The following is a 13,239-nucleotide window of genomic DNA, read 5'->3' on the forward strand; positions in this document are numbered from 1 at the left end:
CCAATCATTCCCCTCTCTTCCTCTGCGCCCTCTGCGCCCTCTGCGGTTAAAAAAAACTAATTCAAAAATTTACAGAGGATTGTTGTATACTGTTCCACAGTCAAAACAACCAATTTCTGCATAACTTAAAACACAATTAATATGACAGAGAAATCCCACATTTTTTTAGCAGGTGCTAGTCGAGGAGTCGGCTTAGAAATCGCCAAATGTCTCACAGCAAAAAAGATGCAAGTAACAGCACTTTTGCGATCGCCCGCAACCAGCACCGAATTAGAAGCAATGGGCATCAAAGTCGTGACTGGCGATGCTTTGGATGCAGCAGCTATGGAAGCGGCGATGGCTGGCGGTGAGCCAATTCATGCCGTAATCAGCACAATTGGCGGCTTGCCCAAAGATGTAGAATTATCCGATTATTTGGGCAACAAAAACTTGATTGATGCGGCTGTCAAAGCAGGCGTGCAAAAGTTTATTTTAGTTTCATCAATCGGCAGCGGTAATAGTGTCGGCGCTTTGCCGCCCCAAGCTTTAGAAACTTTGCGCCCGGTTTTAATTGAAAAGGAAAAAGCCGAAAATCATTTGATAGCAAGCGGGATGATTTATACAGTGATTCGTCCGGGCGGACTCAAATCGGAACCTGCAACAGGCAACGGTATTTTAACAGAAGATTGTCGAGTTGCTGGAACAATTCACCGGGCGGATGTAGCGCAGCTAGTTTGTCAGTGTTTAGTTTCTGATGCTGCTAACAATAAAGTTTTGTCGGCGGTAGATAAACAGATGGTTTACGGCAATTCAGAATTTGAGGAATTAAATCTGTAGGGGCGGGTTTTACCAACAATAATTGCCTAAAACCGATAATCTCGTAAACCCGCCCCCACTTGGGTGGCGATCGCGCGGGGTGGGGGCGGGTTTTTGAGTCTTTGGGTATCCTTTGAAACTATTGGTGAACCCGCCCCTACAAGTTTTTGACGGAGGGCGATCGTAAACCTGTCCCCAACCAACGGCAAATCTCAAGAATCGAAAGGCTTAATCCACGATCGCCCGATCGCCCAATCCAGAACCAAACCCGCGATCGCAAACAATACCACACTCTCCACACCGCGAACAGCAAACGGCAATAACTCCTGTAGTGCGGGCATCTTGCCCGCCTCAAAAGAAAGTCCCGCCTCAAAAAACAATCCAGCATCCAACTGTCCAAAAGCCCGCACCAACCCAAAAGCCAACACCGCACCAGATTTAAGCTGCGGGTTAACATCTCGGCGAATCGCATAGCGGTAAGTCACGCCGAACAAAAAACCCCCCAAAAGTGCGATCGCCCCTCGGGCGGCAAAATTTAGGTCAATTTCCCTTACCTGCAAACTCGCCAGAGAATCCAACCTATTTGCTAGAATTAAGCTATTACCAAGGGCGATCGCCCCAAAAGCCAGCAAACAAGACAAACCAGCAACAGTCCCTGCCTTCAAAGATTCTACCCGTTCAGCCGCACTAAAATTTGACGAATCCTTCACAGCGCCCTCATTTCAAAAATGGCTCAAATTGACTTATCATAGGGGTTGGAGTCACTTTGTACAGTTTGTTCAATAAATAGCTATGGATATTTTGTCACTCGGTTGGGTTTCGGTGCTAGTTCTGTTCTCCTTCTCAATTTCAATGGTCATTTGGGGACGCAACGGTTTCTAGATTCCAGAATAGCTTGCGGGGCCAGCTTTTTAACTGCCCCGCATTTTTTTAAATCCTATTTAACCAAATCAAAATAACAGGAGTTGGAAACATGAAAGCAAAAAAAATCTTAATGTTAGTGGGCGACTTTGTAGAAGACTACGAAGTAATGGTTCCCTTCCAAGCACTGCAAATGGTAGGTCACACCGTCCACGCCATCTGCCCGGACAAAGCAGCAGGCCAAACAATTCGCACCGCTATTCACGACTTTGAAGGCGATCAAACCTACAGCGAAAAACCCGGTCACAACTTCACTTTAAACGCGACTTTTGACGAAATCAACCCCGCCGACTACGACGCTTTGATTATCCCCGGAGGACGCGCCCCAGAATACATCCGCCTCAACGAACAAGTGCTGCAAATTACCCGCTACTTTGCCAACAGCAAAAAGCCGATCGCATCTATTTGTCACGGCTTACAGGTTCTAACCGCCGCCGGCGTACTCGAAGGCAAACGCTGCACCGCATACCCGGCTTGCAGCCCGGACGTACTCCGGGCCGGCGGCAAATATACAGAAGTTCCCGTTACCGAAGCCGTAGTCGATGGCAATTTAGTCACCGCCCCCGCGTGGCCAGCACATCCTAACTGGCTAGCTGAATTCCTGAAAGTTTTGGGAACGAAGATCGAACATTCAGATAGTCATTAGTTATTAGTCATTAGTCATTAGTTATTAGTTATTAGTCATCAGTTATTAGTTATTAGTCACATGAAAATTTTCACAGTCAAAGTTAAACCTAATTCCAAACAGCCAAGCATCGAAGAGCAACCCGACGGCAGCCTCACAATACATCTCAAGTCGCCGCCCGTGGATTGTAAAGCCAATCAAGAATTAATCATGCTGTTGGCAAAAAAGTTTAAAGTGCCGAAATCTGCGATCGGCATTAAATCTGGTATTTCTTCTAAAAATAAACTTGTCGAAGTTGCGATCGAACCTTTAACTTAGAAATAAAGGTAATAACAAATCTATCTAAAGATGGATACAAACTCAACTTTAAAATCCTATATTAGTAGTTGTAGAGTTAGAATAAAAAATTATGAACATTGAAAATAGAGTCGAAGCAACAGCGAAGAATATTGAAGGCAAAATCCAAGAAGCTGTTAGCGAAGTTACAGGCAATCAAAAAGATAAATTAGAAGGTCAAGCCAAGCAGGATGAAGCATCAGCAATTCACCTGAAAGAAGACCTCAAAGATAAAGCAAAAGAGATTGTAGACCGAGCTTAATAACAGTATTCCCTACAAGTTTCCTGCCTACTAAATCCCGCAAACATATCGTTTGCGGGATTTTTTATAATTAGCCTAAATCATTTGTACCAATATCTTGGGGCGGGTTTTACCAACGATTATTAGTGGCAAAATTCATCGGCTAACTACCCCTACAGATTCTAGTAATTCATAGTGCAAAAGCATTAATTTTGTGGCTGGAATTGTTTCCATTGCATAAGTTGTGCCATCTTGATGAGAAAATTCTACCTCAAAAGCACTGCCATCAAATTCCATCACGACTGTTCCTACTTGTCCTTTATATAATTTAATGATTTGTTTTGTTTCAAAATGGGTGGCTTCTAAATCTTCAGTTAAAGCAACAATATCTAGGTCTTTAATTGTTTTCATTGTTTTTACCTCACTTTTTGACGGGATAACAACTTGTTAATCTGGGGAAACTTTCACCTAAGCGGACGATCCAAGCTGCTAGAATCAGAGATTCACCTACTTCGGTTTTCAGCAAGAATTTCATGTTGTAATGTGTTCCGTATTCATTGTTTTTTTGAATAACAACATCTTCGTTGATAGCAGCTTCTTTTAAAGCCTGTTTGAGCATTTCAGCATTTTTTAGGGTAATGCCTAACTTACTGGCAAACAAAACAGCTTTATTTTTTCCTTCTTGATGATTCGGATTTAGAGAATATTCTTCTATTTTATTGCCTAAATCTGCTCGATTACCATTGGGCAGTTTCACTATTAATAACTGTTTTTGAAGGACAAAAGAGAATATTAGTCGGCTACAATAATCGACTTTTACTCAAATGTCAATTATATCGTCTTTGAGTTGGGGGGCGGGTTTATCAACATTATTGATGGGTGGCAAAATGGATCGGTGAATCTGCCCTTCCTTTCAATGCCCAATGCCCAATGCCCAATCCCCGATGCCCAATTCTCAATGCCAATAAAAAAGCCAGGGATGGATATCCCCAGCTCGAAACATACCACAATTAGTTTTGAGAGTTGGGAGGGCGATGTTTCAGAATCGACCCCACCCACTTTTACCCAAATTAAATCAGGGTAATGTCAGCAGCTGTAATGCCCGGTCTGCCATTCAGATTTGCCAGGATAACTACTCCGCCAGCAGTACCAACACCGTTAGAGTCATATCCTAGTCGTCCGGTTTGATTTTCATAAAAGACGAACGGATCTGACGCGCCCGCCCCGGCTGGACCAAAACTGCCGTTGTACTCCCCACTCTCAAGCGCCAAGAACGCCTGCGAAGAAAGTCGATTCGTATTTTGCACTCCCCTCAAGTTGGGGAAGCCGTTGGAGCCATTGATTTGGAAGATAAACTTGTCTTGGCCGATCGTAAAATCGCCGATTTGGTCTGTGTCGGTACCCACGGCGCCCTCGCCGAAGTTGTTGTAGTAGAAACTGTCATTACCTGAGCCGCCAATCAGGGTGTCTGCACCAGGCCCGCCGCCGAGAGAGTCGTTACCGTCGCCGCCGATCAAATAGTCGTTTCCAAAGCCGCCCAGCAGGGTGTCGTTTCCGGCACCGGCATTTAAGGTATCGTCCCCCAATGTTGCATTGGATGAGTCGCCGAACAGGATGTCATCCCCGCTACCAGTAGTGATGACATCAGTGCCGTTGCCACCAATAATGAAGTTGCTGCCTAAGGTATCGGTAATCAAGTTTGGCGCTGTAAGACCGTTAGTGCCGGTAAAGTCGACGCTGCTAGCGTAGGAGATGAAGTCGTTACCCTCCAAGTTGCCAATCAGGCGATCGCGATTGCTGCCAAAGATCAGGGTGTCACTTCCCTCGCCACCGTTAAAGAGGTTGGTGACGGTGAAGCTGCTGGCAGTAGTAGGATTGGTGTAGCCAATTAACAGATCGTTGCCCAGCGCGCCTTCGAGAGTAATCAAAGCAGTACCAGTACCAGCAAAAATGGCAGCGGTAGCATTGATAGTATCGTTGCCATCTCCACCGACTGCATTAGTAAATGTACCGCTCAGGCTGTCGTTGCCTTCGCCGCCGATCATCGAATCGCTGGAGAAGGCAGCGACGATCGTGTCATTGCCCACTCCGCCGTCGAGCAAGTTGCGACCCGCGAAGCCTCCAAATGAACTCTGGGCACCTCCGCTCAAAGTTACATTCACCGTGGTTCCTGACGTGATGAAGTCGTCGCCGACACCTCCCAACGCGGTATCCTGGGTAGCAAAAACCCTGATCGTGTCGTTGCCGTCGCCGCCGTCGAAGAAGTTTTTGCCGGCGCCAAACTCGGCGATACCGCCGACGAGAGAATCGTTGCCGGCACCGCCGATCAAGGTGGTTTTCTCAATGCCAATGGTGACGAAGCTGCCTAGAGCAAACTGGTTCGGCTGGCTACTGTTGCGAATGACTAAAGTATCGTTGTCAAGGTCGCCCGACAGATAGCTGTTGCTGGCCACACCGTACAGTGTGTCGTTGCCTCTACCGCCGAACAGAGTATCTTTTTGATTTATACCTACAACGTAGTCGTCGCCACGGTCCCCCCGCAAGTAGTTGCTACCTGCATTGCCACCGGCGCTGCCGCCGACTGGAAGACCGAGGTTGTTGCCGCCGCCGGAGATGAAGAAGCCGAGGGAGTCATTGTCCTTGCCGCCGTAGAGGGAGTCTCTTCCGAGGGCGCCTCCGAGCATCGTATCAGTGCCCTCATTACCAAACATGAGGTTGCCATCGACTGTACCTTGGAGCAAGTCTTCTCCCGCACCGCCGTACAGGGTCGTATTCCGGCTTTGAGCGACTACGGTGTCACTGCCTGCGTCGCCATACAGCAAAGCCCGCTCGCGCTGGGCTACTAATGAATCTTCGTCGCCGCCGCCGTACAGTGTATCGTTCGGGCCGACGGAAGTCAGAGTATCGTTATCGGCTTGGCCAAATATTAAACTGCCGCCGAGGGTAGAAGTTGTAATTCCATCCGCCCCCGCTCCAGCGAAGATTGTATCCGGGCCCAGTCCCGGAGTGTTTAAATTAGTTTGATCGGAATTGTCAGTTAACGTTGTCATAAAGCTTCACTCCTCTACTTGTTGGTCATCGCTGGTGCGACTACAGACACTGCCTAGAACACCGAATGTTTGGATTCCGCTGTAGTTTAACCTGTTTGCCAGCCGCAAGTCTAGCCTACTGGCGTTAACCCTGTCTAGACTTTCTCCCTCGCGGATTTTTTGCTTGTAAGCTTTTATATTCAATGTCTTCACCCTTTAATAATCCTGCTGCACTGTCTCAGGTGCTCACGCTCAATAAGACGCGGCTCATATTCTTAATGTTCCATTCTGGATTGGCGGTCGGGGATCGCGTCCGGGGGAGGACATTAAAGATTAAAAAAGGCTGATCTGGGTGATCGGGAAGACAAGGGAAATTGGGAGATTTGTTACTTGGTAACAAGGCTTTGTGGCAATTTCCGGTTTTCCAGGCAGGGCCGTCATTTAATAATTCTGACCCGGATTGAACCGAGTACCGCTCCGGGCTTTAAAAGTCTACGCCCCGCTTTAGTTCTACGCCCCGATCGCCGTAGTGTTTGTGACAGTATACCTCGGAGTGTACGCTTGCCAAGTCAAAGTAAGCGTGGGGTTTGTGGCAGCGCCCGGTGATAATAATTTCTGTATCCCGCGGCTTGCGTAGCAGGGCTTCGACGATCGGCTCTACCGGCAGCAGTTCTAAGTCTACTGTGGGATTGAGTTCGTCGAGAATAATCGTTTTGTACCAGCCACTGGCGATCGCACATTTGGCGATTTCCCAGCCGCGTTCTGCTTCTATGCAGTCTAGCTCTTGCTGTTGCCCCCGCCAAACTATAGCATCTCGGCCGCACCGCTGGTGATCTACTAGCTGCGGGTAGCTTTGGCGCAAAGCTGCGATCGCCGCATCTTCTGTATAACCAGTGCCACCTTTGAGCCATTGCACGATTAACACCCGGTGAGATTGGTCTTGACTGATACCCCTACCTATTGCCTGCAAAGCTTTGCCCAAAGCGCTCGTAGACTTGCCTTTGCCCGCTCCGGTGTATATTTCGATACCGGAAATATGATGGTCTGCCGCTGCGGGGTTATAGTGGGGCTTCATTTCTGAGTGTAAGTCGGCAATCTCCAGCAAAGCTTCGGGGGCCGCTCGCCCTGTGGCGATGACTTCTAAATATTCTGGTTTGTTTTTGAGGGTTTGGACTACTTCGTCAACTGGCAGCAAACCCAAGTCCAATACCGGGTTTAGTTCGTCTAGTACCACGACGGAATAGAGCGAGCTTGCGATCGCTCCTTTGGCGATATCCCAGCCTCGCTGAGCTTCGGCGCGATCGAAGCGGGTGATTGCTTCGGCCCCAAAATATTCGGCTCTGCCGGTTCGCACTTGGTCGATCAAGTGCGGAAATGCCCGTTGCAAGGCTTCTATTGCCCCGTCTTCGTCGTAGGAGCGGCCGGGGCCTTTGAGAAAGCGCAGCAACAAGACTCGCGTGGGCGAGTCAGAATTGATACCCAGCCCGATCGAGCGCAACACTACTCCCAAAGCTGCCTGAGACTTGCCTTTACCAGCGCCGTCGTAGACGTGAATCTGACCCGCGGCGCGTTCCGACCGGGATGAGGCTGTCCGAATACCAATGCCATTCCTTACCATAATCAGCAGTTGTTTGAGTCTGTATCGGGGTGGGTATTCGATCGCGCGCCTTGAATGTCTAATTTTTCCATTCTGTTGGCGGATCTCAACAGATTATACGATAAGTCCTAACCCCCAATTTTTTAAGTCGCGATCTAACGCAATCAGGTGCTCAAACCTCCGGTTAAGATTATTCCGTTTGTGCTGTACAATTAAAATTCAACACGGACTGATATACCTAAAGGCTTATGATTGCGAGTGTTTTCCCATTTCGGACTGTTTTGGTGCAAATTTTAATTATGTTTTTGGCGATCGCGATCGAATCGTGGTTTTTGCAAAAACTACTTAAACTCGGCCCCAAAACCAGCATTGAATATACAGCCATCCTCAATCTCTCTTGCACTTGCGTAGGCTGGTTAGTTTTCTTCGGCATTGAAAGCGTCCTTAGCAAAGATTTGCGGGAACAGCTTATCGGTTATATCTTATTAGGAAGAGCGGATAATGTTTACGCTCCCATAACTATGATAGCACTCTCAGTATTAGCAGTCACATTTCTAGCTAAATGGCAGGGATTAGAATTCATAGAGAACATGGTTGCCGGCAATAAAAAAGCTTCCACACCTCAGTTTTTAGGGCCGCCCACCCTCACCCGCCGTCCTCCCAAAAAAACTTTTCAAGTAACTACCCAGTTTGGGGGAATTTTAATCGCCCACACTGTTAGCAATCTCGTTATTTTAACCGTGTTGTTTTTGCAAAGCGTCTATTGAAATTTATGATGAAGCAATTTTTAGATGTCACTCAGCAACTCACTAAGCTGACGAACAACCTTTGGGAAACCAATAAAAAAATCCAAAAGGCGATGATTCCGCCTAAAGTTGTCCACTGGAAGACTCCTTTACTACTCAGCATCTTTTTAGCTTTGCTGACAGTGGCGGCAGTCACTGACTGGCGGACGAGAACTCTACTTTTTGATATGAGCTGGTTATTTTTTACACTTTCAATGGGTTTGCTGACCAGCCAGCAACCTTTTGTGATTAAAGGAGTAAGTCTGAGTCCGTGGGTGACAAGCATCTTAATTGGCTTGTGGTTGCTGGTAAGATTGCCGTCGGATAGGAAGGAAATAGCATGGATATCCGGCCCTATTATAGCAGTAGTAGTTCTTGCTATAATAGAGATTTGGAATAGCGAGTCAAAACGGGAAGGTATCAGGTCGTTGGTGCGCCCTCAGTTTTTGATGATTACTCTAGTTCACCTGCTGTTTTCCTGTTGGTTTGCTTTTCACTTTTTAATTCAAGGTTGGATACAACAGTATCCGAGCGTTTTATCTCAGGATTTAAGGCAAAGCGATTATGTGGTGACATTTCAACGGCCAACTATTAATCGCTCCCGAGGAGTTGTCATCCTCAATGCAATGGAGGGATACCTGCGAAATGAAGCCCGCACAAAACCGTGGGCGCAGGTAGAGCAAATGTTAATAGATATTGACAACGAGCGATTTTTTCTGCGGAATCAAGCTTTAAAAACAACTGGGTTAGTCCCAGAAGATGCAAGCTGGGATGTCAAAACTTCGATCGTCCAAGGAGAGTCCCGCTATCAGTTAGAGATGCAGGCAACTTGGCTGGGATTGGTTTTTAGACCCGAAATATATTCGTTTACCAAATCTTGCGAGGTGTTCCAGATAGCCAATAGGGCGACTGTAACCTGCGATGCCATCAAACGCTCTCAACCCGGACAGAAAAAAGATGGAACGGCGAGAGACAGTCAAGTTTGATTCTGTCTCTGTTAACTAATTGCGATCGGTATAGCGGGAGAGTGGGAGAGTCTGAGAGTCTGAGATGGAAAAAATCCTGTTTCTTCCCTATTCCCTATTCCCTATTCCCTATTCCCTCTTCCTTCTTCCCTATTCCCTATTCCCTCTTCCTTCTTCCCTATTCCCTATTCCCTATTCCTTCTTCCCTATTTCCTCTTCCTTCTTCCCTCTTCCTTCTTCCCTCTTCCTTCTTCCTTAAACTAAAGTATGGCGAAAGTTTTCAGCGGGTTAATAACTAGATGAATTTGAGAAGAATCTTGACAGTCGCGACCAATGTATTTTGGGAAGTAATTCGCGATCGCATCCTTTACTTAATTATTATTTTTGCTCTGTTGATGGGCGCCTCGGTACGGTTGATACCCGAATTAGCGGCAACAACCGAGAAGAAAATTATCTTAGATGTCGGTTTGGCTGCTATGAGCCTCCTCGGTCTAATTGCCACAGTCTTTGTGGCTACCGGACTGGTCAACAAAGAAATTGAAAAGCGGACTGTTTATCTGTTAGTTGCCAAGCCGATAAGTCGGGCTGAGTTAATTGTGGGCAAGCACTTAGGGCTGTCGGCGGTGCTAGCGGTGCTTGTAGCGGCAATGACTGTTATCTATCTGGCTATTCTGAGTTTGAGCCGCATTCCTTTCCCTTTGGAAAGCATTTTAATCGCTTCGCTGTTTATCTGGTTGGAGCTTTGTCTCATGGCCAGTGTCGGGATTTTATTTGGGGTTTTTAGCAGTTCGCTGCTGGCAACTTTACTGACATTTGGCGTTTATTTAATGGGACATTCGACGCGGGATTTAGTGGCTTTGGGCAAGTTAACTAAAAATCCTGGCATTGAACAATTGATGATGGGACTTTATCTGGTTTTGCCGGATTTAGCCAGATTCAATTTGAGAAACGATGCTGTTTACGGACAAGTTCCTTACTTGGCAGGTTTGATTACAGATGCTGGCTACGGTTTGCTGTATGTGGTGCTGCTGTTGTCAATTGCGATAGCCATATTTTCCCGCCGGGAATTTTAAAACGCGCCTGCCCTACTTTCAAAAGTTTGAGTATCTCTATCAAATTATCACGCTAAAATATCAAGGAGGCGCTCGCTCAGAAATCTCGGCTAAAACTCAAACTTTTAATTGATCCCGAATAAGCTGTTCTGCATTTAAATAGTACCTTTGGGCGGGCTTTTCGGCCCGCCCCGCAAGATCGGGACTTACGCATCGGGGCCCAGAAACCGGGTTTTTTACCTTGGGTGGGGTCTACAACGCGTCTTTTCGTAAAAAAACTAGGTTTCTAAACAATGCGTAAGTCCTAAAGATGTTGAAGAGAAATCACCCTGTAAATTAGATTGCGATAGCTTAGCAGTAATAAAAGTTGAAATTATGTTAGTAGAAAAACTCGAACAATTAAAAGATATTTTCGCACAAATGGAACGGGCTTTGATTGCCTACTCCGGCGGAATAGACAGCACTTTGGTGGCAAAAATCGCTTTTGATGTGTTGGGCGATCGCGCTTTGGCAGTGACGGCTGTTTCGCCGTCTTTACTGCCAGAAGATTTAGAAGATGCCCGCATTCAAGCAGCAGAAATTGGGATTGCCCACCAGGAAGTAGAAACTCAGGAAATGGCCAATCCCAATTATACTTCTAACCCGGTTAACCGCTGCTATTTCTGCAAAAGCGAACTGCACGATACTCTGAAACCGCTAGCACTAGCAAAGGGTTATCCTTATGTGGTTGATGGGGTTAATGGTGACGATTTAAAGGATTATCGTCCCGGAATTCAAGCTGCGAAGGAACGGGGGGCGCGATCGCCCTTAGCAGAAGTAGGCATGACTAAATTGGAAGTGCGGCAATTGGCAAAAGAATTGGGTTTGCCTTGGTGGGACAAACCGGCTCAACCTTGTTTGAGTTCGCGCTTTCCTTACGGCGAAGAAATCACCGTTGGAAAGTTGCAAAGAGTGGGGCGCGCTGAACGGTATTTGCGGCAGTTGGGACTGAAAAATTTGCGAGTGCGATCGGACGGAGATACGGCGCGGATTGAGTTACCCGCAGAGGAGATTCAGGAGTTTGTGCTAAATACGGATTTGCCTACATTGGTGGCGGTGTTTCAGGAGTTTGGTTTTGTGTACGCGACTTTGGATTTGGAGGGGTTTCGCAGCGGCAAATTAAATCAGGTTTTGCAGCAGGAGTTGTTGGGGGCGAAAGGTTGATTAATTGTCTTGAAAAAAAGTCACTACCACCGTGTGTTCGTCCCGATCGCATTTAACTTGAAAACGGCGCTGAGGATAAAGCGATTTTAGGCGACTTTCCCACATCTGAGCTAATGCTTGTCCCAAATACAATAAATTGTCAGTGCTAGCGTTTTGGGCACCGGGGAGAATGTCATCAACGTGCTGGTGGTTCATCACCTGTTCAATTCCGGCGACATCATTCCCCAGCTCGATTTTCCACTGTTCGTATATTTGACTGTTAAAGGCTTCGGACAAAAAGATACCGCCTTCATGTTCGACAAAATCTGGCCAGAATAGTTTTGTGAAAGCTATGGCAATTTCAATGTTAGCTGCTCCAAAAAGATAATCCCAAAGCGAGAAATCATCACCGTTGGCTTTTTTCCATTGCTGGAAATCGCTTAGTTTATCTGCATTCAAGGATATTTGTTTGAGGGACATAATTTCTAGGGTATTTCATCCAATCTAGCGGGCCTCACTGTTTTCTCAGGTTGCACGAAAATGTCTCCTGCTGGGTTTTGGTTATGTTTGTATTCAACGGCGTGAGGTGTCGGCACATTTGCATGAGCCTTTCCTGTCAAGTCTACTCGCTTAATTGCCCGTCCGCTGTCATCGTAGACGATATAGCTGGTAATGTTCTTGCCATCCATGCGGTAGAGTAAGTTTCTGGCACCACCTCCATCTAGAGGAAATCGGCCGCTGACCAGGGTTCCGACTGCTATAAGTGTCCTAGCGGGAATGCCAACTGTCCAGTCAACTGGTTTAGACATATATAAGTCCTGAATTATTTTACCACCTCAGTTTGATATATGTAGGGGTGAATAATCTGGGCGGTAATACTCGTGACATCGCCCACGAATTCAAGCAATAGCATAAACTAAACTAGCAGCAAGAGTAGTAGCAAGTTTTATGAAAGTTAAATTTAAGTTGATTTCCGTCGTGTTGGCTTTGTTGTTGTCGGCGTACATCCCCTTTCGGGTTCTAGCTAACCCGCAACCTGCCGGTGATACGGTTAGCTCTGCATTATGGTGGCAAGTTGCTGTATACAATCAGGTACAACAAATTAAAGACAGGCAATATCAAGGCTGTGTGTGGGGCGATTCTATTTCCTCGGCCCTCGGCGATTCTTTGGGCGAGCAAAACTTTAATTTTGCGATCGGCGGGATGAGTTCAGTTTCGCTACTAGAACAGCTTAAACTGGTAGTTCCTTTGCGGTTTACCTGCGAAAAATCGATTTTGGCGATCGGTACAAATGATGCTATGTACGGCATTAGCGATGAGCAGTTTGTCAGTAATTTAAAAGAGGCGATCGCCGTGATGCGATCGCTCGGAACCAAACAGATTATTCTGATTCCTGCTTTTTACTCAACTCTTGCTGCTAGCTACAATCCTAAATTTGCAGGAACAATTGCGAGAGTAGACGAAATTAACGTTCTCATCGATAAAGTAGCAGCAGACGAAAATATTCCTGTGGAATCTAGCGGCATACAAGCATTATTTAAGGAAAAGGCTCTCAATGAAGATTTAACAATTGACGGCGTTCACCTCAATGCTAAAGGTTTAGATATATACAGAAAAGCTTTGTTAAATATTTTCTGTAGTTTAGACTAAAAAATGAGCGCAGCTAAAAGTAGCCACCTTTGAATCTCAGGCAAGCTGTTGCTCAAAAACT

General features: G+C 46.4%; 18 protein-coding genes. 10 read left to right on the forward strand and 8 right to left on the reverse strand.

Going from position 1 to position 13,239, the window contains the following annotated elements; genetic code table 11:
* Positions 1 to 141: 141 nt before the first annotated feature.
* A complete protein-coding gene (locus tag QUA16_RS18765; protein ID WP_333104931.1) occupies positions 142 to 816 on the forward strand; it encodes an SDR family oxidoreductase in 675 nt (224 codons plus the stop codon).
* Between the two features lie 191 nt (positions 817 to 1,007).
* Here the strand turns inward: QUA16_RS18765 and QUA16_RS18770 are convergent, their stop codons facing one another.
* Positions 1,008 to 1,505 carry a hypothetical protein gene (locus tag QUA16_RS18770; protein ID WP_333104933.1) on the reverse strand — a complete coding sequence of 166 codons (498 nt, stop codon included), beginning with the start codon at positions 1,503 to 1,505 and terminating at the stop codon, positions 1,008 to 1,010.
* Between the two features lie 82 nt (positions 1,506 to 1,587).
* Between QUA16_RS18770 and petN the strand changes: the two genes are divergently transcribed.
* From petN to QUA16_RS18790, 4 genes are all read left to right on the forward strand, one after another.
* A complete protein-coding gene (petN, locus tag QUA16_RS18775; protein ID WP_071883976.1) occupies positions 1,588 to 1,677 on the forward strand; it encodes a cytochrome b6-f complex subunit PetN in 90 nt (29 codons plus the stop codon).
* A 91-nt stretch (positions 1,678 to 1,768) separates the two neighbouring features.
* Positions 1,769 to 2,362: a DJ-1/PfpI family protein gene (locus tag QUA16_RS18780; protein ID WP_333104934.1), complete on the forward strand. Its 594-nt coding sequence runs from the start codon at positions 1,769 to 1,771 to the stop codon at positions 2,360 to 2,362.
* A 60-nt stretch (positions 2,363 to 2,422) separates the two neighbouring features.
* Positions 2,423 to 2,659, forward strand: a complete 237-nt coding sequence (locus tag QUA16_RS18785) for a DUF167 domain-containing protein (protein WP_333104935.1) — start codon at positions 2,423 to 2,425, stop codon at positions 2,657 to 2,659.
* Positions 2,660 to 2,750: 91 nt separating this feature from the next.
* A complete protein-coding gene (locus QUA16_RS18790; RefSeq protein ID WP_333054441.1) occupies positions 2,751 to 2,939 on the forward strand; it encodes a CsbD family protein in 189 nt (62 codons plus the stop codon).
* Positions 2,940 to 3,074: 135 nt separating this feature from the next.
* Here the strand turns inward: QUA16_RS18790 and QUA16_RS18795 are convergent, their stop codons facing one another.
* The 5 genes from QUA16_RS18795 to QUA16_RS18815 form a co-directional block, all read right to left on the reverse strand.
* A complete protein-coding gene (locus QUA16_RS18795; protein ID WP_333104936.1) occupies positions 3,075 to 3,329 on the reverse strand; it encodes a DUF4926 domain-containing protein in 255 nt (84 codons plus the stop codon).
* A 10-nt stretch (positions 3,330 to 3,339) separates the two neighbouring features.
* Positions 3,340 to 3,675 carry a DUF6883 domain-containing protein gene (locus QUA16_RS18800; RefSeq protein WP_333104939.1) on the reverse strand — a complete coding sequence of 112 codons (336 nt, stop codon included), beginning with the start codon at positions 3,673 to 3,675 and terminating at the stop codon, positions 3,340 to 3,342.
* A gap of 313 nt (positions 3,676 to 3,988) precedes the next feature.
* Positions 3,989 to 5,968, reverse strand: coding sequence for a calcium-binding protein (locus tag QUA16_RS18805; protein ID WP_333104941.1), 1,980 nt, complete (start codon positions 5,966 to 5,968; stop codon positions 3,989 to 3,991).
* 6 nt (positions 5,969 to 5,974) lie between these two features.
* Complete coding sequence (locus tag QUA16_RS18810; RefSeq protein ID WP_333142473.1) at positions 5,975 to 6,151, reverse strand: hypothetical protein; 177 nt, start codon at positions 6,149 to 6,151, stop codon at positions 5,975 to 5,977.
* A 280-nt stretch (positions 6,152 to 6,431) separates the two neighbouring features.
* Entirely contained in the window at positions 6,432 to 7,565 is a 1,134-nt protein-coding gene (locus QUA16_RS18815) for a cob(I)yrinic acid a,c-diamide adenosyltransferase (protein WP_333054445.1), read from the reverse strand.
* A gap of 227 nt (positions 7,566 to 7,792) precedes the next feature.
* Between QUA16_RS18815 and fraC the strand changes: the two genes are divergently transcribed.
* The 4 genes from fraC to larE all read left to right on the forward strand — a co-directional run bounded on the left by fraC (position 7,793) and on the right by larE (position 11,549).
* Positions 7,793 to 8,311, forward strand: a complete 519-nt coding sequence (fraC, locus tag QUA16_RS18820) for a filament integrity protein FraC (RefSeq protein ID WP_333104943.1) — start codon at positions 7,793 to 7,795, stop codon at positions 8,309 to 8,311.
* Between the two features lie 5 nt (positions 8,312 to 8,316).
* On the forward strand, positions 8,317 to 9,315 hold the full coding sequence (locus QUA16_RS18825) for a DUF5357 family protein (protein WP_333104944.1): 999 nt from the start codon (positions 8,317 to 8,319) through the stop codon (positions 9,313 to 9,315).
* A gap of 278 nt (positions 9,316 to 9,593) precedes the next feature.
* Entirely contained in the window at positions 9,594 to 10,367 is a 774-nt protein-coding gene (locus QUA16_RS18830) for an ABC transporter permease (RefSeq protein WP_333104946.1), read from the forward strand.
* Positions 10,368 to 10,721: 354 nt separating this feature from the next.
* The gene (gene larE, locus QUA16_RS18835) at positions 10,722 to 11,549 is read left to right on the forward strand and encodes an ATP-dependent sacrificial sulfur transferase LarE (RefSeq protein ID WP_333104948.1); all 828 of its coding nucleotides are present in this window, start codon (positions 10,722 to 10,724) and stop codon (positions 11,547 to 11,549) included.
* On the opposite strand, the gene QUA16_RS18840 is transcribed toward larE, so the two are convergent.
* Complete coding sequence (locus QUA16_RS18840) at positions 11,550 to 12,008, reverse strand: hypothetical protein (RefSeq protein WP_333104949.1); 459 nt, start codon at positions 12,006 to 12,008, stop codon at positions 11,550 to 11,552. It abuts the gene before it with no gap.
* 5 nt (positions 12,009 to 12,013) lie between these two features.
* Positions 12,014 to 12,337 carry a polymorphic toxin type 24 domain-containing protein gene (locus QUA16_RS18845; RefSeq protein ID WP_333104951.1) on the reverse strand — a complete coding sequence of 108 codons (324 nt, stop codon included), beginning with the start codon at positions 12,335 to 12,337 and terminating at the stop codon, positions 12,014 to 12,016.
* Between the two features lie 139 nt (positions 12,338 to 12,476).
* Here QUA16_RS18845 and QUA16_RS18850 point away from each other — a divergent pair, with 139 nt between their 5' ends.
* Entirely contained in the window at positions 12,477 to 13,178 is a 702-nt protein-coding gene (locus QUA16_RS18850; protein WP_333104952.1) for an SGNH/GDSL hydrolase family protein, read from the forward strand.
* Positions 13,179 to 13,239: the final 61 nt, after the last annotated feature.

It is taken from the genome of Microcoleus sp. S13_C3, from assembly GCF_036700905.1.
Lineage (GTDB): Bacteria > Cyanobacteriota > Cyanobacteriia > Cyanobacteriales > Microcoleaceae > Microcoleus.